Genomic DNA, 18898 nt, shown 5'->3' with positions numbered 1-18898 from the left:
TCCCGCCGGACGTCCCAGGATGTGTACGAGCGCAGCAAGGAGCCGCGATGACCCAGCCCAGTGATCCGCGTGCCATCCCAGGCCCGCGAGACGGCTCCGCCGAACCACACGGGACCGTAGCGCCCCGGCTCACCAAGGCGGTCATCCGCAACTTCCGGCTGCTCCGCAGAACCGAGCTTTCCTTCACGGACAAGGTGACACTGTGCGTCGGACGCAACAACACGGGAAAGACCTCGCTGGCGAAACTGTTCGAATTCTTCGTGGCGAGGAAGAAGGCCGCGCTGCGCATCGAGGACTTCTCCGCCGACTGCTACGAGGAGTTCCTGGCCGCCCATCGCCTCTTCGCCTCGGGTGAGGCGGAGCAGGCGCGCGACACGGTTCCGGCAGTCACCCTCACCCTCCACATCTCCTACGACAAGGACTGCGGCCAGTACGGACCCCTGGCCCCCTTCGTGGTGGATCTCGACCCCGACTGCTCCGAGGTGATGATCAGGTTCGCCTTCGCGTTGGGGGACGGTGCCCTGAAGGAGTTCTTCGGCGGCGTGCCGGTGGGGCCGGATGCCACGGCCACGCTTGAGCAGCTGGGCAGCGGCATCCCGAAGCACTTCGAGATGTCGGTGGTGGCGGTGGACCCGACCGATGAGGCGAACGTCCGACCGGTCGACCTCGCGGACGTGCGCACCCTGGTGAGGGTGGACTTCGTCGAGGCACAGCGAGGGCTGGACGACGAGAGCGACGGGCATGCCGCACCAATCGGAGCGGTCTTTGAGCAACTGCTGACTGCGGCGGAGAAGAGCCAGAACGCGACGTGGCTGGAGGAGCTCGCCGCGAACATCGACAGGACACTCGTGGACACCTCCGGCAGTCTCGACAGCAGCCTCCAGAAGGTCCGCGAACGGGTGGCGCCGACGTTGAAGGCATTCGGCTATCCGGGTCTGGCCAACCAGGAGTTCGTCACAGCCGCCCGGCTGGACTCCAAGAGGCTGCTCAGGAACTTCGCGCGCATTCACTATCCAGGAGTTGCCGGTGTGCGGTTCCCGGAGTCGTACAACGGCCTCGGTACGCGGAACTTGGTGATGATTCTGCTCAGGCTCTTCACCTGCTATCGCGACCACACGGCGACCTCACCGGCGTCGGGGATCCATCTCGTCTTCCTGGAGGAACCGGAGGCCCATCTGCATCCGCAGATGCAGGAGGCGTTCATCCAGCGACTCACGTACTCCGTCAATCTGTTCCCCCGGATCGACGCGCAGATGAGAGCGACGATGCCCGGGCAACGGGGAGCGGTCGAGGAGAGCAGCACCGCAATCGACAGCAGTCCCCGGTGGAACGCTCAGTTCGTGGTGACCACCCACTCGGCACACGTGGCCAACCGGGGATACTTCTCCGACATCCGGTACTTCCGGAAGGAGGAGGACACCGTGGAGAGCGGAAGCGAGCCGGGGCCGGCCCGCACCGTCATCAAGGACCTGTCCCAGGTGACCGGCGACGAGAGGTTCCTCCGCAAGTACCTGACCCTTACCCGTGCCGACCTCTACTTCGCGGACAAGGCCATCCTCGTCGAGGGCGCCAGCGAGCGTATCTTCGTCCCGGCCGCGGAGGAGAAGCTGGCGGCGAGGAGACCCGGAGAGACGCCCCAGCACCAGTACGTGACCTTGATGGAGGTCGGCGGGGCGCATGCCCACAGGTTCTATCCGCTGCTGAAGACCCTCGGGATCCCAGCCCTGATCATCACGGATCTTGATCCCGTCGACGACAGGGATCCCAAGATCCGCAAATGCTTGGTGTCTGAATCCGGACGCACGTCCAACCAGTCCATCAGGGCGTGGTCCCCCGAGATGGCCGACATCACGGTGGCCGAGCTGCTGCAGCGGGCCGAGACGGATCCGCCGATTGCCGGCGGCAGCATGTGCCTCGCCTACCAGGTGCCGGAAGAGCCCGGCGGCCCGTGCGGCCGCACTTTCGAGGACGCCTTCGCGCTGGCCAACCGGGCCCTGTTCGGTATCCCCACGGGTGCCGCTCCCGCCGAGGAACTGGAACAACAGGCCCGTAGCAGCGTGGAGACCAGGCGCAGCAAGGTCGACTTCGCCCTCGACCACGTCCTCGGAGACCACGACTGGCAGGTCCCGAAGTACATCAGGCGCGGCCTCGAGTGGCTCATGGCACAGGACGGGACGGCGACGAAGGCGGACGTCCAGTGACGACCGAGGCGGAAGACGTCACGCACACGATCCTGACGGCTCTCCAGGCGGGCCGTCACTTCAAGGTGGAGGCCGGTGCCGGTGCGGGCAAGACCAGCTCACTGATCGAGGCGCTCCAGAGCATCCTGGCTGACCGCCCCCGCTACCTCCCGTGGCCCCACCAGCGCATCGCCTGCGTCACCTACACCAATGTGGCCCGCGACGAGATCATCAGCCGTACCGACCGCAGCCCGTACGTGTTCGCCGAAACCATCCATGGTTTCCTGTGGCAGCTGCTCTCCCCTTTCCGCGCACACCTGTTGCGCCACATCGTCGAGCTAGACCTCATGCTGTCGAAGATGGAGGGCCACACCGCACTGGACGGCTATACCGTCGAGTACAGCACCGGCTTTCAGAAAGTGGACCACGACAGCGGTCGTGTTCAGCTGGGTCACAACGATCTGCCCGTCCTCGCGAGGGCGTTTTTCGCCCTTCCCAAGTTCCGGGCCCTGGCTGCCGACCGATTCCCGATCGTCTTCGTGGACGAGTACCAGGACACCCCCGCCGGTCTGGTGGAGGCCATGCTGGGCACGCCGGGCGATGAGGCCACCGCGCGCGGCCCCCTCTGTGGCTTCTTCGGGGACCATTGGCAGCAGATCTACGACAACGCGTGCGGGGCACTCGAGGACGCCCGCCCGACACCGGTCTTCAGACGGCGCAATCGGCGCTCGCAGCGCGCCGTCGTGAACCTCCTGAACACGATGCGTCCCGAACTGACGCAGACCACGGCGTCAGGAGTTGGCGAGGGCACCGTCGCCGTCTATCACACCAACGAATGGGCCGGGACGAGGCTCACCCACCACCGGAAGGGTCAGCTCGGCTGGGACGCGGCCCACGCGGCCCGGAAATGGGTACTGGACGACGTCCGCGACCGGTTATGGAGCACCGGGGTATCCGGTCACGATGCCCAGGCGCGGGCGGAGGATCCCAGCACGAAGATCCTCATGCTCACGCACGAGACGATCGCCGGCGAACTGGGATATCAGAAGCTCCACGGAGCCTTTCGGCGCAACGATTCCTACGTGAGGAAGGAGGACCACGCCATGGCCTTCTTCATGGACACTCTGGAACCGGCCCTGCTCCACCACCGGAACAAGCGCTACGGCGCGATGTTTGACGCACTCGACCCCCGTGGCCGCCCACCCATCAACTCGTCGGCCGACAAGCAGGAATGGATGGCGTTCCTGACGAAACTGGGGGAGGCCCGCAAGACGGGCACGGTCGGCGACGTCCTCGACCTCTGTTTTGAGCAGCAGCTCTTCGACGGCCTGGGGAAGGTGCGCGAGCGTCACCGGAAGGCCGTGTCACCATCCGGCACCGGCCCGCAGGCTGTGAGTGACGACAAGGCCGAAGCCCGGGCGGCGGCGCGGTCGAAGGAGTACCAACAACTGCGCCAGGTGCCGTACGCGGAGTTGCTGGCGCTGAACGAGCACCTCGGCGGCGGCACGCCCTTCGCCACACAACACGGAGTCAAGGGACTGGAGTTCAACCGGGTACTCGCCGTGGTCAGCAAGGGACACTCCCGCTTCCAGATCCCCGAGATGCTGGCTAACTTCTCCCGGCGCGACGAACTGATGGGCAAGGAACTGGAGGCGTTCGTCAGGGCACGCAACCTCTTCTACGTGGCATGCTCACGGGCCAGAGAGCATCTGGCCATCCTCTTCACCACGAAACTTGAGCCCGCTGCACTGGACACCCTCCGGGAGTGGGTCGGCGAGTCGCGGATCACGTCGCTGCGGTTCGACGGGGATACGGTGGTGGGTGGCGGATGAGGGACGAGGCAGGCCGGACGGATCCCCGGGCCAATCCCGCCAAAGGATGCCCCGTGTGAGGCGCGCTCTGGACCATGGTGGAACGTCCGTCGCCTGCAGGGAAGTTCGCGACGGCGGCGGACTAAAAGGGGGGAAGGGAATCATGCTCGGAGAGCTGGAGTTCCGGAGCGAAGAAATGGCTCCGGCGGACCGGTTCGACTACTGGCGTGAGCAGGTCGTCGAGAGCTTCATGCCGATGGAAGTTCAGAGTGACCACGTGGCCGACTTCGCCGTGTGCCAGCGGATCCTGGACCTCGGTGCCGTCCGTCTGCGCATGACGGAGCACACGCCGATGACGGTGCGGCGCACGGCGCAGCTGGTCCGGCGATCCGACCCAGGGTGCTACCACCTCTCGCTCGCTGCCAGAGGGAGGACGACGGTCGTCCATCCCAACGGTGATGCACGTTACGACGTAGGTGACTTGATCCTCATGGACACCTCCAGGCCCCACCACGTAGAGATGGGCAGGGCTGCGAGCGATGACCAGGTGCTGGGAATGGGAGTCTTCGTCCCCCGGGAGCTGCTTCCTCTGTCGGCGAACGGCGTTGACAAGCTCGTCAACCGGCCGATGTCGGGGCGGGAGGGCGTCGGTGCCCTGCTGGCCCAGTTCCTCACCCAGGCATGCCGGGACAGCGGCTCCTATCAGCCCGCCGACGGGCCCCGGCTCGGGACGGTGGCCCTCGATCTGGTCTCCACGCTGCTCGCCCACACCCTCGACGCCGAGGACACGCTCGCGCCGGAAACCCGGCGGCGCTCCCTGCTCCTGCGCGTCCAGGGGTTCATCCAGCATCACCTGTCCGACCCCGACCTGACGCCCGGCATGGTCGCGGCCGCCCACCACATATCCCTCAGCTATCTGTATCGCGTCTTCGAGGACGAAGAGGCCACCGTCGCCGGCTGGATCCGCCGCCAACGCCTCGAACGTGCCCGCCGTGACCTCACCGACACGGCCCTCCGCCACACCCCCGTCCACACGATTGCCGCCCGCTGGGGCTTCCCTCGGCCGGCGGACTTCACCCGTGCCTTCCGCAGCGCGTACGGCATGCCGCCCACGAGCTACCGGAACGAGTTTTGCCGGCCCGCTGAGTAGGCGGACCTCTCTCCTGGATGGCGTTCGCGGCTCCACCTACGCCTCTGGTTGCCATGCTGAAGGCTCTGTGCGACGTCGACCCCCGTGCGGCGTCGGCACGCGCAGCTGGCTGAAGTCCGCGCCAATGTGTGCCAAGTGGGCGGCGTCCGAGGACGGCGGCCCGCCCGGCATTGGCTGTCTGTCAGCGGAACACGAGGGAGCCGACGTACGGCATGACACTGCCGAAGTGCGGTACGAGATGGCCCGGCGCGGGGGAGAAGTGGGCGCCGTGGTAATGGCGACCGGTGTAGAAGACGGCAGTGCGCCTGCCCGCGTTCTTGGCGGAGCCGATGTCGGACCAGGTCCCCATACCGGGCATGGCGTGGGTCAATACGGTGAACCTGCCCCTGAACACGGGGTCCTCGTAGAGCACGACCTTCGACCTGCCCTTCTTGACCGTATCGACGGCCGCCTGGGAGCCATCGGCGGAGGCCGGCCGTGCGGCGCCGAGCGTGAGTTCTGCTGCGGCGACGCTCGCCGCAGCAATGCGTGTGATGCGCATGGGGAATCCCTTCAGTTGCTTGGCTGACCAGTTGTCTGGTTGCCTAGCCGTCCACACGGCCCAGGACGCGGTGGGCTGCGGACAGCCACCGGTCCTTGCGGGCCTTTGCCTCGTGCAGACGGTTGGCGTTCTGTTGGATCAATCGGCGTTGGATGCGAGTCTCGGCTGCCGCCCACACCGTCACCAGCTTGGACGACCGTTGACAGGCCGCATCGGCACGGGCGGTGCGGCGTTCGGCCGTTGCGGGCTCGTCCGTGCTCCAGCGTGCGCTGCCGGCGGCTGTCAGGGGGTCTGGGTAGTCGAAGCCTGCCTTGGTCATGCAGACGTGCCACGTGTGTATGGCTTTGCGAACTTCGGATGCACCCTGGGACGCTTCGAAGGTGGTTCCGGTGAGTTGGTTGAAGAGGTGGTAGTCGAGCGGAGCCGTGTCGCCGACGAGTTGGTGTTGGGCGGTCTTGAGACAGCCGCCCTGCCCGGAGGCCCCGTAGGCCGCGCGTTGTATCTCGGCGGGCAGCGCCTCGCGCTCGTCCCAGGCGCGATTTCGCCGCACCATCGACGGCGGGTCGGGGCGTGGGTGGTACCCGTAGCGGGCGGCCTCGGCCGGGTCGACTCCGTAGCGGCGGAGGTTCGGAGGTGCGATCTCCCGGGCATCCACCCGGGGCAATGCCTTCCACTTCAGGCCCAGTTTGTTCATGCACCTACTCATCAGGGTGTCCTGTGCGTCCTCCACGGTGTGAGTCTCGGCATCTGTCGATCCGTAGGCGTCCAGCGGCAGTCTCAGTTCTCCGGTATGCCGGTATGTGAACGGTGGCGGTGCGGTGGCGTGATGGGCGGGTGCGGGCTTCTCTTCCCAAGCTGTGCATGCGGTGGTGGAAGTGGCCAGGAGCAGCGCGAGTGCGGTGGCGGCCCGTACGCAGGAGAGCGACATGGTTGCCTCTTGGAGTGCGTTGCACGGTGTGCGTGGGGCGGGGCGGGCTGTGTTGGCTGGGGGCGGGGTTGTGGCCTTGGAAGGCCACAACCCCGCCCATCAGCTACTGACTGTCAGTGGAGCTCGAAGCCGGCTGTTAACTGAACTTGATGGAGCTCGTGCTGTCGGACATGCCCTTGTGGTTGCCGAAGTGCGGTTCGCTCTGGTGCCGCCCGAGGGTCAGCTTGTAGCCGTAGTAGCCTGCGTTGGAGTAGAAGGTGACCGTGCGCGAGCCCAGGTTGTGGGCCGAGCTGATCGTGTCGTTCCAGCCGTCCTTCTTCAGGTTCTTCATGTTCGTGGTGAAGGTCGTGTTCCTGTTGTGGTAGTTGGCGTCCTGGTAGACTCGTACCGCCTTGGCTCGCTTGACCTGAGGCGTGGCAACGGACGCGTGGCCGTTGGCGAAGGCCGGCAGTGCGGCGCCGAGCGTGAGTGCCGTGGCCGCGGCGCCCGCAGCGGCTATCTGGCGGATACGCATGATGCTTCCTCTTTCACTGGTTCTTCCGTATTGACGTGATCTACGGGTGTAAGCGGTCTCCGTGAGGTGCCGACCGGTCCCCTCTGACCGGCTGTGGGCCGGCCTTCATGGACTCTCGGCCGGAGATCACTGGGCACTGCGCTCGAAACCCCCGTTGGCCTGGACGCCCCGTTCCAGGGCGTCCAGCTGCTGGCCCGGTTGATGCCGTCCAACTGCCTCCATCAGAGTGCCGGGGAAGCCCACCAGGTGTCGTTAGCTGTCTTTCCACAGTCACTTGGCTCTGCGTCCACTGCCTCAGAGGCAGGCACCCATGCCATCGCGGATCGACTGTGGGTTGTGGTGCCTTCCGGGTGGTCCGGCAGATCGACCGCCCCGCTGCCGTTTCCCAAGCCCGCGCCACGCGCAGCCGCTGGGCTCACGTCCATCCACCAGTAGCAGAGACGGAGTGGAACCATTTCAAGCTGCCCGACCTGCGACAACGTCACTCGACCCAAACTCGCAACAGAGGCGGCGCTTCCCATGGCGGCCAGACTCCCCGGTGGGGCCTGGCTTCATTTCCCGGCTGGGTCCAGGCCTGCCAGGAGACGGTGACCATCAACCACCACTAGCTTCGGGACCTGGACAGGGAGATCGAGTCCATCGCCGACGCCGTCGGCTCGCTGAGGGAGCGGCCGATCACCCAGCGTCTGGACACGATCGAACATGTTCTGGCCGCTCTGGCCCGCGCGCAGGGCACCGACCTCGCGTTCGCAGACGCGCCGATTCAGATCCGGCCCCCAATGCACCAGGTGTGGCCTTGGTGGAAGGGGACAGGATGCGGGACGATCACAGGCTGGCAAGCCCAGGGGCGTCGCTTGTGAGGCGAAGGGGGCGGTTCGCGTGGTGGAACAGACGCCGGCAGAGCGAGTCCTGGCTCGCTCGTACACCTCTGGCGACGGGCAGGTCAGGTTTGAGGTCACGGACCTGTCGGTTGTTCACCACGCCAACCGCAGCGTCACCTTCACGTACCGGATCACCGTCGTGCGGCAACAGCACCCGGAAGAAGACTGGGAGTTCATTCTTCCGTGGGACGACAAGTCCTTCATCGACGTGCTCACCTCACCGCAGCCTGATCCTGAACGGCTGAAGCACCTCGTGCACATGGTCCACGCCCTGCTCGAAGAGTGGTGGGACACCAAGGGGCACAACCGTCGGTCGGCAAGGATGGGACACCGGCTGCGTTGACGCGGTACGCCGGCTGAGCCCACCAGGCGTGCGAGGGCCTGGGTCATTCGACCGCGCTGTTCCAGCTCGCAGCTGAACTGCCCGCTGCCGTGCTCGCCCTGCGCGAGGCCTTCTCCTACCCCCACGCCGAGATCGCCGGCATCCTCGACATCACCGAGTCCGCGAGCCAGCAGCATGTCCACCGGGCCCGACGCCGGGTCACCGCCGAGCGCCGCGGCGGCAACGAGGTGGACCCCGCGTCCGCGCGCCAGATCGTCCAGGAATTCCTCACCGCCGCCGTATCGGGACGCACCGAACGGCTGGTGGCGATGCTCACCGCCGACGCGACCGCGGTCTCGGACGGCGCCGGACTGGCCAAGCGGCTGCTGCGGTACAAGACGCGCGAGCGCATCGCCTCCTACGTGCGGGCCGGCTTCAAGCCCACTCCGGCGAAGCGGCGGCTGGCCGGCGGCTCCGCCGCGATGCACATCGCGATGGTCAACGGCTCCCCGGCCGTCGTCGCCGTGGTCGACGACCGGGTCGTGGGCGCCGTGGCGTTCGAAGTCAGCGACGGCAAGATCGCGTCCCTGCGCGGCATTGCCGCCGCGCACCGGCTCACTCGCCTCAACGAGGCCTGGCGGCAGCACGAACCCGACGCGCCGGTCATCAACGCATGGTGACCCAAGGCACCGGAATCCAGTGACCTGAGCCGGAGCGAGGACGGCCCCCCTTCGCCCCCCCGCGCTGCGCAGCAGCACGGGGGGGGGACGGCTGAGGCGGCGCCGGGCCGGGGAGCGGCTCGGGCATCCGTCATCGATGTGTGCCCCGATTACCGTGCCCGCCGTGCCTAGAATGCACCTCTGGCAGCAGTCAACTCGCCCGTAACAGGGGATGGTTCGATTCAGTTCGATGCAGGGGGCATCCGCGGACATGGCTACGCAGCCCGCGAACCGTACCGATCCGGCCGCCAGTGAGGCGTGCCGGCTGCTGTGTGCCGGGGTCTATCTCGACGCGGCCTTCCGAGACAGGGTAATCAACGAGCTGTACGTCCACGATGAACGTGTCGTCGCGCCGTCCTCCGGCTTCGACGCGGCCAGGGTGCTGGCGCATGCGCTGCGCGCCAGGCGCGCCGATCTGGTCTGCGGCCTGGCGATTCTGGCCGTCTGGACGGTGACCGTGATGCTTCTTCCGGCCCTGGCCGAGGCCGCCTCCCACTCCGCCGATGCCGCACAACGGGCCTTCGACGTCCTGGAGCAAGTACCTGCTGCCAAGTTGCGCTCGACGGCCCGTGCTCGGCTTGCACGCCTGGACCGTGGCCTGGCTACCTCCGCCATCGCGGCCAGTGACATGCACGAACGTCTTCGGTCGCTGCCGCCGGCCATTGACGATCACGGAACTGCGGTCAGCGCCTGATCCAGGCAACTCGACCACTGGCATGGCGTTTCTGGCGTCTTCGGCTGGTCGACGGTACTTCTGCGTGGTCAGGCGCCTCCCACGCAGTGGGTTCGGTGGCGTGATGTGGCGGAGGGTGGCGCGAGGGCACGCGGGAGGCAGCGTGTTCGATTCCTCTGTGTGAGTGCTGGGCTGCGGGAGCGTGGCTGGATCGATCCTCAGCGCCTTGAAGTGCTCTGCTTCAGAACGCTCCTGACGCCCTTTTGATCGTTTCCTTATCGGTGAGATCAGTTGTGTCCACATGGGCGTGAATAGCGGTAAAGGGACGCTGGGGGAGGGGTTTTTGGGGCGGCTGGTCGTCTCCGGCCTTAACCCTCTGTGCTCGTGGCGCGACGGCGAGGTGCGAAGTAGTGTCCTGGCAACCGGAATGACAATCCGGGAAGACAGTGACCCTGGCCGGGGCGTCCACTCCATGGCCAGGGCCTGTCGAGCAACGTGATCCCGACCCCTTCGCCATGCACTGGAGAAGCCCATACCGAAAGGCCGCAATCACCACCAAAGTCCCTTTTGGGCTTTGGAGTCAGGTGCCGAAATTATCATGCCGCCGCCCACCTGCGATGAAACGCTCAGCACTGATGTCTTGACGGTCACGGTGCCCGCAACCCTCATCACCGCGGCACTGATCCTGCCTGGCCTGGCCGCCTTCAACCCGACCGACAGCATTGCCACCGCTGCTGCGTTCGCGGTTTGCCTCAAGGCTGCGGCTGGTACTCAGGTCTCCTACCAGCGCATTCGCCGAAACATCACCAGCGGCCACCCGCTACCGATCCCCGCCGGCGAGTAACTCCCACCCCGGCGCGGAGCACAGTCGTTCACAGCCCTGCCGTCGTGAATTTCGCGCGCGGCAGGGCAAGGACGACCACCCCCAGGCTTTCCCGCTGTAGGCCCTGAAAGAGGCACCTCATGACTCCCGCCCCACCGTCGCGGCGGATCTGCGTCAAGTGCAACCAGCCCTTCCTGCAAGAGACGCGGCGCGGACGCCCCCACTCCGCATGCCCCCGCTGCAGAGTTGCAGCCCGCAAGAAGGACCTCAACCCTCCGGACCTGGAACGGCCGGAGGCGGACCTGAACGAGGCTGCTGAAGACCTCAACCGCTCCGCCAGTGACTTCCTTGCCGCGGTCCAACAGCACGCCCCCACTCCGCTCCTGCTGTACCGCATCAAGGACCTCCAGCAGATGGTCGAAGACGCCGAGGCGACAGCCATCCGTCGCGGCCGCTTGCAAGGCGACCCCTGGAAGGTGCTCGCCCAGCCCATGAACGTCAGCCAGGAGCGGCTGCGCAAAAAGTGGACCGAGGACAAACTCGACCGCCGACTCCACCGGCGCCGCAGCAACCGTGAGCGTCTCGCCGCCACGCCCCACCGACAGACGCCCTCCAAGCGCGCCGCCTCCCCGACGACGGAGCCGAACGGCGGTTGCGTGCCGACAATGACCCCGCGATTCCAGTTCGCGAGCGCCATCTCCTGCCTCCAGCGCCAAACCGGCCGGACCATCAAAGAAACCGCCTCCGAGGCCGGCGTGTCCGCCTCCTACATGTCCCGCATCGTCAACGGCACACGCCTGCCGTCCTGGGGCATCGTCGAGCGCATCCACGAGGTCTGCGGTGGCGACCTCGCCGAACTCCGCGACCTGTGGGAGGCCGCCCAGCGCCCGCCTGCCCCCGACACCGACAACCGCCCACCAGCTCCCGTCCAGCGACACGAAGCCCAGAACGCCTTCCACGCTGCCCTACGCGGCCTCTATCTCAGCGCCGATCGCCCCCACCTGTGGGCCCTGCGCCGCGCCATGCACGACACCGTCAGCGTCGGCACCATCGCGCTCACCCTCAAGGGCAGCTACATCCCTGACTGGCCGGTAGTCGCCCGCCTCGTCTTCGCCCTCCATGGGCGCCCCGCCGACCTCCGCCCCCTGTGGCAAGCCGCCCAGCAACAAAACCCACCGGACCAAGACGGGCCGCGTCTTGCCGCCGGCTCCTTCGGATGACCAACCGCTTACGCCTCACTTTGGGCAGGACCCATGACTCCGCACGCCACACCCATCACACCCACGCTCGCCTTACCCCCCGCCTTCGAGGCCTTCTACACCCTCCACCACACCCCTTACCTCGACTACGCCCAAGCCCACCTAACTCTCGCCGAGGCCACCACGTGCATCAACACGGTCTTCGGCACCCTGATCTCCCGCTGGGACACTCTCGTCGGCTCCCTCAACCCCACCGCCGAAGCCTGGGATCACTTGTCCTCCCAAGTACGCCAGAACACACCGCATTCGCTTCCCCCGGATGGCTGCGTCCTTGGTTATGACGTCCAGGTCCTCACCGCCCTCGGCTACACCGACACCGCCATCGCCGCCATAACCGGCCGTGACACGAGCAAGATCCGCTACCTCTCCCACACTTCGGCAATCTCACGGTCAGCGCCTCCCTGATTGGCGGTGCCATCCCCGACGCGGCGGTCACGTCGACGATGACCAATCGGGTTCGCTGAAGCCCATTTGGAGACGTAGGACCAGGTCCGAGCAGAAGGCCGGCGGCTGCACGAAGACCTTCACCGACCCCCCCGCTCGTCGCGGCCATCGTCGACGGTCACCTTCAAACGGCACCATCACCGAGACGCGTTTTCCTGCCCCAGTAGCCTCCTTCTGGGCTGCTCTCTTGCTCACCGCTTCTGACCGCTGTTTACCACCTTTAAGACGTCGTTTGCTTTGGTGTGATCGTTCGTTGAGTCGTGCATAACGGATCTGATTGAGCGCTTGGTGCCGGATGAGTTATGGAGGCTGTTCCGACGGATGGTTCCGGCGACTGAGGTCATACGTCCGCAGGGCGGCGGGCGACGGCGGGCGGATGACCGCGAATGCCTGGCGTCGATCATCTTCGTAGCCACCTCGGGATGCACCGGGCGGCAATTGCCCCCGGTGTTCGGCCCGGCCTGGCCGACGGTCTACCAGCGCTTCGCCCGGTGGAGCCAGGACCGGGTCTGGGCCCGGCTGCACCGCGTCCCCCTGGACGGGCTCGGAGGCAGAGGCGAACTGGACTGGTCGCGGTGCGCCATCGACTCCGTCAGCCTCAGGGCCGGAAAAGGGGGGCCACTGACCGGACCGAATCCGAGCGAGCGCGGCAAGAACGGATCGAAGATCCACCTGATCACGGACCGGAACGGTCTATCTCTGTCGCTTGGTTGCCTCAGTGACCTGCTGCCAGCTGTCGATGAGGGCTTGGACGTCCTGCAGCAGTGCGATCTCCCGTTCCATCTGGTCGTCGGTGAAAGAGTGGTCGAACTTGAGGTAGTTCAGCGCCGTGATGGGGACGCAGTGCGTCCCCTGCTGGGGTGGTTCGCTGAACCGCCCGAGGAAGCACTCTTCGTCGAGACGCCAGAACGCCCTGGTGCACCGCCTCCATCCGTCTCCCTCGTGTTGCCGCCAGTCGGCGAGCCACTCGGGCTGGTGGGTGCCCAGGTAGTTGGCGCAGACACGTGCGAACAGCTTGTGACGGACCACCGGATGCGCGTACAAGCCGTCGGCGTACAGGCCGAGCGCTTTTCTGCGGGTGTCGTACATGCCAAGGAACAGGGCGACGGCGAAGCCGATCCACTCGAAGGCATATACGCGGTAGTCGGACGTCTCCAACTGTTCGAGCTGCGCCCAGACCGCGAAAAGGAACAGCGCGCAACCGCTGACGTCGGCATCGGTCTCCAGGCCGCGTCGAAACTCCTGGATACTGAGTGCCGGACGCCGTCCGGGCTCCAGGGCCTGGAATTTGCGCTGAGCAGCCGGGTGTCCTCGCAGGACGTGGGCGACCTCGTGCATGACGGCATAGCACATGACGGCCCAGGTGATGTCTTGCAGCGCGAAGTTCAGCTCGCTGTTGGGGGTCAATTCGGCGGCTAGCCGACCGAGTAGATCCCAGTGCTGGTCGTGGTCATCGAACTCCCCGAAGACCGGGCGCAGTCGAGTCGGTAGTTCCCAGTCGCTCTCCGGCCTATCGTCGAGAACGGAGGCGGGGAAGCTGATCGTGACATCGCGGCTCGGAAAGGTCAGCAGCAGTGTGGCGAGCAGCCGGGGCCGCACGATGGCGCCAATGGGGAGCAGGAGCACGGTAGAGCCGTCATCGAGCTGCCGCATCCGCAAGGTCAGCGTGGGGGAGCGGGTGAGTACTGTGTACATCCGCCCACTCCGCGCTCCTATGCCCAGTTCGTCGATGATCGGTTGGATGCTCTGCAGCCAGCTCTCGATCACCTCCAGCTCGTTTGTGGGGAGCGATCCGCGCAGTTCTGCAGGGTCGGTGATTCGCCCTCCCGCGACGGTGACGGCGGTCTCAAGATCCATTTTGCTCAGCCAGTGTCGCGGCTCCACAGACGCGGTCCAGGCCGTAGTGAACCAGCCGCGCGGAGAGAACGGTTACGGGAACCGGAAGGCCCGAGAGAGTGAGCAGGCCATCGATCACGGCCGCAAAGAGCAGGTCGCGCTTCTCTGCCTCAGTGCCGAGGAAAACGGCCCGCAGGCGTGACCCGCAGACAGCGGGGCGGATCCGGGCGAGGTTCTCGGTTAGCCAGTGACGTGCGACCGCCTGCTTCTCGATGTCGCTCAGATCCTTCGCGCCGAACTCCTCTGCCGTCAACGCTTCGCCCAGCATGACGTCGAGTTGCCAGTCCGGCAGGTCAAGCAGAGCACGATCTTCTTGAGCCACCACCAGGACCCCTCTCGTCGCCCCACTCGACAACATTGTCCGTCCAACCGACGGATGCCGCACCATCGCGGGAAGATCTGGAGGGCCGCTGCTCTATCGACGCGCCAGCCGTCCGCGATCGGCTGGGCGGAGCCCTACCCGAGCTGGGCCAAGGCCAGTGGCGACAAAGACGCTCACCCATGTCGCTACGGCGGCGAAGTGGGCGAAGGCGGAGGTCGACACACCCACAGTGAGCGAGACCAATGAGGGCCACACCCAGTGACCACCAATACGGACGCGGCGTTCATGGCCGCGTACACCGTGGCCCCTCCAGGCGGCCCGAGGGCATTGCCGCAGGTCAGTCGAGCAGCTGCAGTTCGCGGTCCGGGCGGCACAGCGCACAGGGCACGATCCCACCCGAAAGGGTCTCGATGGCGTCCCGCCGGCTGAGCTGCTTCAGCCGCCGCCCACCCACGGTGCAATCGCCGTGATGCACGGCGACTGGGTGCGGTTCTCCCTCTCACATCCATTGCAGCGTCCACTCGGGCGCTGAGCGTGGGCGCGCCGCTGCCGCTCCGGATTCTCTCATTGCTCAGCTTCGGCGATCCGCTGCGGACTTTCCGGAGCTGTAGCTGAAGGTAGGTCGCTATCGCCCGGAGTTGCACCAGCTGTTGCCATTGCAGCAGGTCGCGTGGTCGAGCTGAATGGCCAAATCCTTGAGGGTGCGTTTTTAGCACTTCGGGCGCACAGTGGCACTGTGGACGCCGGGATCTTGGCCGTGATTGTGGGCCCCTCGGTAACGGCCATCGGTACCTTCCTTGTGTGGAGATACCGTTGCCTAGATCGTCGGGCAAAGACGCGGGAAACGGTCCAATCACTCGTCCGGGACTGTGAAAGCCGCCGGGTGCTGTGGGAGCGCCTGGCATGGGAAGAGCCCAAGGCTTGCTACGACTCGGTACAAGCTCTGCGGGAGTCGATCCGTAAGGCTCGCCGGGAACTACCGCGAGCAACTGACTGCGCATCGTTCGATGCGATGAGCTCCGCTGCGGAGGCTTACTGCACCTGGTATGAGCAAAACTGGCTGCCCAAGAGGCGCTGGCCGCACAAAGGCGTGACCATCTTTGACCACGCCAAGGTGCTGCAACGGCTGCGAGACGTCTTCGTTGCTGAGCTCGTGAAACTGCGGCGGACATACCGCATTCGGGAAGGGAAGGCCGCGACCGCCAGGGATGGGTTCGACGAGCCCGGTGGGATCGGCAAGCCTGAGAAGGAGATTCACGTGGTTCCGCAGGACAAGCGGAAGCTTGGATGACTCTGGAGGCCCAGCCCTGGAGTTGGGACGGAGCGCCGGGTTGCCGGTGCACGAACTGAACAGCCAGGACCTCGCCGCGTTCCTTGCGGACGGCCGCGGCCTTCTTCAGTGCCTCGGCGCGGGCCTCGGCGGTCAGTGCGTGCAGAGCCATCGGGCACCGCTCCTTGGCGAGTCGTACGGCGTTGCGGCGGCCCCGCCGCGGAGCCACACCCCCCGAGAACGAGTCCCAGGGCCTCAACACGGCCAGCGAGCGGACGCCGGCGAAAGTGATGGCCTTGTCGTCCCGCGCCCGCATGTCGACCAGGTCGAGCATGGGCAGGTACCTGTCGAGAAGAGCCTCGCCACCGAAGGCATGGGCTACGGGGGCCGAGATTGGTGTCGGCGTACACGTGAATGAAGCTGCCCAGCTTGGTACGCGGCTACGTGCGCAGCATGGCGCGCTTTGCGATGTCGGATGGTGCGAGCTTTGCTGGATGTGTGGGCTGGAACGTGCACTACTGCCCTGCGGCACAACGGAGCTGGCCCACTTACGGAGAGTGGTGATCGCATGCTGGTCGAGGCGTTCACGGCGCTGGCACTGTCTGGGGGTACCGCAGTGGTCCAGGCCGCAGGGACCGATGCGTGGAACGGCCTGCGGAGACGGGTTGGGGATCTTTTCGCGCACGGCGACGCCGCGCGGGCGGACGATGAGCTTGAGCGTCTGGACCACACAGCCGAGGTCCTGAGCAGCGCGAATGACATCTGCACCGAACGTCTGCGGCAGGAAGGAGTGTGGCAGGGACGCTTCGAGGATCTGCTGGAGAGTCTCGACGCCCCCGGGCAGGAACGGGCGGCTGAGCAACTGCGGGAGATGCTGTCGTTCGTCGCCGATTCAACCGGTGATACGGCCATCGGAACAGGGAAGGCCACCGCCCGAAAGGGTGGCAGCGCGGTCACCGGTGTCAAACGTACGGGCGGCAGTCAGACCGGCCCCGCGACGGCGATAAACACAGGGGACGCGGAAGCGGAGGGGACCGGCTCCGGCGCCGTCAGCGGCATCGTCAACGAATGACTGCACGGAACCACCGCAACTGATTGAGGCGAGCCAGGGAGCTGGCATGGTCCGATGGCGGAGGGGCAGGCGAGACTCCGGCAAGGTCGTCGCCGCGCCAGCGAAGGCGGCGGGAGGCAGCGACCGTTTCGCACGGTGGGCTCCCCGCGACGACCTGTCGGCTGCGGAGCCGGGAGCCGGGGGCACTGGGCAGGTTGTGACCCAAAGCGGGAACGCGACTGCAACCCACGGCGGAATCGCCGTTACCGGCATCTTCAGCCCCACCGTCCACCTTCCGTCCGATGCGATGCGACCTCCCGCCGAGGTGGACGCCCCCGCGGGCCTGGACAACCTGCCACACCGGCCAGGGCACTTCGTCGGCCGCTCCCGAGACCTCGACCGCCTCGACGCCGCCCCGCGCACCCCCGGTACGGCGCTGGTGCAGGTGGTGCACGGGCTGGGCGGAGTCGGAAAGAGCACCCTGGCCGCCCACTGGGCCGCCACCCGCCCCCACGGCTGTGCACCGGTGCGCTGGATCACCGCTGACAGCGCCGCCGGCGTCCAGCAGGGCCTGGCCAGCCTTGCTACCGCTCTGCAGCCGGCCCTGGCCAAGGCGCTGCCGGTCGAGGCACTCGCTGAGTGGGGGATGCAATGGCTGGCCAGCCACACCGGCTGGCTGCTCGTCCTGGACAACGTCAACGATCCCGCCGACATCTCCGCCCTGATCGCACGCGCCCCCAGCGGCCGATTCCTGATCACCAGCCGGCTCGCCACCGCCTGGAGCGACGCCACCACACTGGTCCGCCTCGACGTCATGGACGAGGCCGAGTCCCTCGCCCTGCTCACCCGCATCACCACCACAGCCAGCCCCCGTGACCTGGACGGGGCTGCCGACCTGTGCGCCGAACTGGGCCACCTGCCCCTAGCGATCGAACAGGCAGCCGCCTACCTCGCCCAGAACCCACTGGCCACCCCCCATGGCTACCTCCACCTGCTGGCCCAGCACCCGGCAGCAATGTTCGGCCAGGGCGGAGCCACCACGCCGGCCCAGCGAACCGTCGCCCGGATCTGGGACATCACCCTGGACCAGATCGCCACCCGCCAGCCCGCAGCCGCCGACCTCCTGCGCACCCTGGCCTGGTACGCCCCCGAAAACATCCCCACCACCCTTGCGGACGGCTCCACCGACCCGCCCGCCCTGAACCAGGCAATCGGCCTGCTTACCGCCTACAACATGATCACCCTTGACCCAGGCGCCGGGACCCTGGCCATTCACCGTCTCGTCCAAGCACTCGCCCGCACCCCCGACCCCCACCGCAATCGCAACCACATCGACCACGCCCGCGAACAGGCCACCAGCAACCTGTACGACGCCCTGCCTCCCACCCTGGATGACCCCGCCACCTGGCCAACCTGGCGAACCCTGCTCCCCCACATCGACGCCCTCGCCGACCACACCGACCCGACCACCGACACCAGCATCACGGCTCTCCTCCTCCATGACGCCGGACGGTTCCTGACCCATCAGGGCTTGCCCGCCCGCGGGATCATGCACCTCCAACGCGCCCTCACCGCCTACGAGCGCGTACTGGGCGAAGACCACCCTGACACCCTGACCTCCCGCTACGGCCTGGCCGGGGCCTACCAGGATGCGGGGAACCTGGACCGCGCCATCCCCCTATACGAACAAACCCTCAGCGACCGGGTTCGGGTGCTGGGCGTAGACCACCCCGACACCCTGACTTCCCGCTACGGCCTGGCCGGGGCCTACCAGGATGCGGGGGACCTGGACCGCGCCATCCCCCTGCAAGAACAAACGCTCAGCGACTCGTTGCGGGTGCTGGGCGAAGACCACCCCAACACACTGGCCTCCCGCAACGACCTCGCTCGCGCCTACGCGGCGGCGGGGGACCTGGACCGCGCCATCCCCCTGCAAGAACAAACGCTCAGCGACTCGTTGCGGGTGCTGGGCGAAGACCACCCCAACACCCTGACCTCCCGCAACAGCCTCGCCTCCGCCTACGCGGCGGCGGGGGACCTGGACCGCGCCATCCCCCTGCAAGAACAAACGCTCAGCGACTCGTTGCGGGTGCTGGGCGAAGACCACCCCAACG

At 66.7% G+C, this 18898-nt stretch carries 16 protein-coding genes and 3 pseudogenes; 13 read left to right on the top strand and 6 right to left on the bottom strand.

The genetic code is table 11. The features are described 5' to 3' along the window. Positions 1–47 precede the first annotated feature (47 nt). The 3 genes from ACZ7MX_RS33415 (at position 48) to ACZ7MX_RS33405 (ending at position 5141) form a co-directional block, all read left to right on the top strand. Complete coding sequence (locus tag ACZ7MX_RS33415) at positions 48–2201, top strand: ATP-dependent nuclease (protein ID WP_472137638.1); 2154 nt, start codon at positions 48–50, stop codon at positions 2199–2201. Further along, positions 2198–4012, top strand: coding sequence for a UvrD-helicase domain-containing protein (locus tag ACZ7MX_RS33410; RefSeq protein ID WP_472137636.1), 1815 nt, complete (start codon positions 2198–2200; stop codon positions 4010–4012). Before ACZ7MX_RS33415 ends, ACZ7MX_RS33410 begins: the two co-directional genes overlap by 4 nt. Positions 4013–4154: 142 nt before the next feature. Further along, a complete protein-coding gene (locus ACZ7MX_RS33405) occupies positions 4155–5141 on the top strand; it encodes a helix-turn-helix domain-containing protein (protein WP_472137635.1) in 987 nt (328 codons plus the stop codon). A 181-nt stretch (positions 5142–5322) separates the two neighbouring features. Here ACZ7MX_RS33405 and ACZ7MX_RS33400 read toward each other — a convergent pair whose 3' ends face one another. The 3 genes from ACZ7MX_RS33400 to ACZ7MX_RS33390 all read right to left on the bottom strand — a co-directional run bounded on the left by ACZ7MX_RS33400 (position 5323) and on the right by ACZ7MX_RS33390 (position 7124). Beyond that, positions 5323–5682, bottom strand: coding sequence for a peptidase inhibitor family I36 protein (locus tag ACZ7MX_RS33400; protein ID WP_472137633.1), 360 nt, complete (start codon positions 5680–5682; stop codon positions 5323–5325). 43 nt (positions 5683–5725) lie between these two features. Next, complete coding sequence (locus ACZ7MX_RS33395; protein WP_472137631.1) at positions 5726–6610, bottom strand: hypothetical protein; 885 nt, start codon at positions 6608–6610, stop codon at positions 5726–5728. Between the two features lie 136 nt (positions 6611–6746). Next, entirely contained in the window at positions 6747–7124 is a 378-nt protein-coding gene (locus tag ACZ7MX_RS33390; protein ID WP_472137629.1) for a peptidase inhibitor family I36 protein, read from the bottom strand. An 879-nt stretch (positions 7125–8003) separates the two neighbouring features. Between ACZ7MX_RS33390 and ACZ7MX_RS33385 the strand changes: the two genes are divergently transcribed. The 7 genes and pseudogenes from ACZ7MX_RS33385 to ACZ7MX_RS33355 all read left to right on the top strand — a co-directional run. After that, entirely contained in the window at positions 8004–8348 is a 345-nt protein-coding gene (locus ACZ7MX_RS33385; protein WP_472137627.1) for a hypothetical protein, read from the top strand. Positions 8349–8434: 86 nt separating this feature from the next. Then, a pseudogene (locus ACZ7MX_RS33380) lies at positions 8435–9007 on the top strand (sigma factor-like helix-turn-helix DNA-binding protein); the annotation flags it as partial. Positions 9008–9257: 250 nt separating this feature from the next. Next, a complete protein-coding gene (locus ACZ7MX_RS33375) occupies positions 9258–9740 on the top strand; it encodes a hypothetical protein (RefSeq protein ID WP_472137625.1) in 483 nt (160 codons plus the stop codon). Between the two features lie 577 nt (positions 9741–10317). Next, positions 10318–10563, top strand: a complete 246-nt coding sequence (locus tag ACZ7MX_RS33370) for a hypothetical protein (protein WP_472137624.1) — start codon at positions 10318–10320, stop codon at positions 10561–10563. Between the two features lie 119 nt (positions 10564–10682). Then, positions 10683–11762, top strand: coding sequence for a helix-turn-helix domain-containing protein (locus tag ACZ7MX_RS33365; RefSeq protein ID WP_472137622.1), 1080 nt, complete (start codon positions 10683–10685; stop codon positions 11760–11762). A gap of 33 nt (positions 11763–11795) precedes the next feature. Continuing rightward, positions 11796–12206 (top strand): hypothetical protein, encoded by a 411-nt coding sequence (locus tag ACZ7MX_RS33360; RefSeq protein WP_472137620.1) that lies wholly within the window; start codon positions 11796–11798, stop codon positions 12204–12206. A 303-nt stretch (positions 12207–12509) separates the two neighbouring features. Continuing rightward, a pseudogene (locus ACZ7MX_RS33355) lies at positions 12510–12956 on the top strand (transposase); the annotation flags it as partial. On the opposite strand, the gene ACZ7MX_RS33350 reads toward ACZ7MX_RS33355, so the two are convergent. The 3 genes and pseudogenes from ACZ7MX_RS33350 to ACZ7MX_RS33340 all read right to left on the bottom strand — a co-directional run. Further along, complete coding sequence (locus ACZ7MX_RS33350; RefSeq protein WP_472137618.1) at positions 12939–14102, bottom strand: hypothetical protein; 1164 nt, start codon at positions 14100–14102, stop codon at positions 12939–12941. The pseudogene ACZ7MX_RS33355 and the gene ACZ7MX_RS33350 overlap by 18 nt on opposite strands. Next, positions 14092–14463 carry a hypothetical protein gene (locus tag ACZ7MX_RS33345; protein WP_472137616.1) on the bottom strand — a complete coding sequence of 124 codons (372 nt, stop codon included), beginning with the start codon at positions 14461–14463 and terminating at the stop codon, positions 14092–14094. Before ACZ7MX_RS33345 ends, ACZ7MX_RS33350 begins: the two co-directional genes overlap by 11 nt. A 337-nt stretch (positions 14464–14800) precedes the next feature. Beyond that, positions 14801–14947 (bottom strand): annotated as a pseudogene (locus ACZ7MX_RS33340) (DUF6233 domain-containing protein); the annotation flags it as partial. Between the two features lie 528 nt (positions 14948–15475). Between ACZ7MX_RS33340 and ACZ7MX_RS33335 the strand changes: the two are divergent. The 3 genes from ACZ7MX_RS33335 to fxsT form a co-directional block, all read left to right on the top strand. Then, complete coding sequence (locus tag ACZ7MX_RS33335) at positions 15476–15754, top strand: hypothetical protein (RefSeq protein ID WP_472137614.1); 279 nt, start codon at positions 15476–15478, stop codon at positions 15752–15754. Between the two features lie 547 nt (positions 15755–16301). Continuing rightward, entirely contained in the window at positions 16302–16805 is a 504-nt protein-coding gene (locus tag ACZ7MX_RS33330; RefSeq protein WP_472137612.1) for a hypothetical protein, read from the top strand. A gap of 286 nt (positions 16806–17091) precedes the next feature. Beyond that, the coding region (gene fxsT / locus ACZ7MX_RS33325; RefSeq protein WP_472137610.1) for an FxSxx-COOH system tetratricopeptide repeat protein at positions 17092–18898 on the top strand (1807 nt) is incomplete at its 3' end.

The organism is Streptomyces sp. NPDC107765 (genome assembly GCF_055657085.1).
This window is presented reverse-complemented; position numbering and strand designations above follow the sequence as displayed.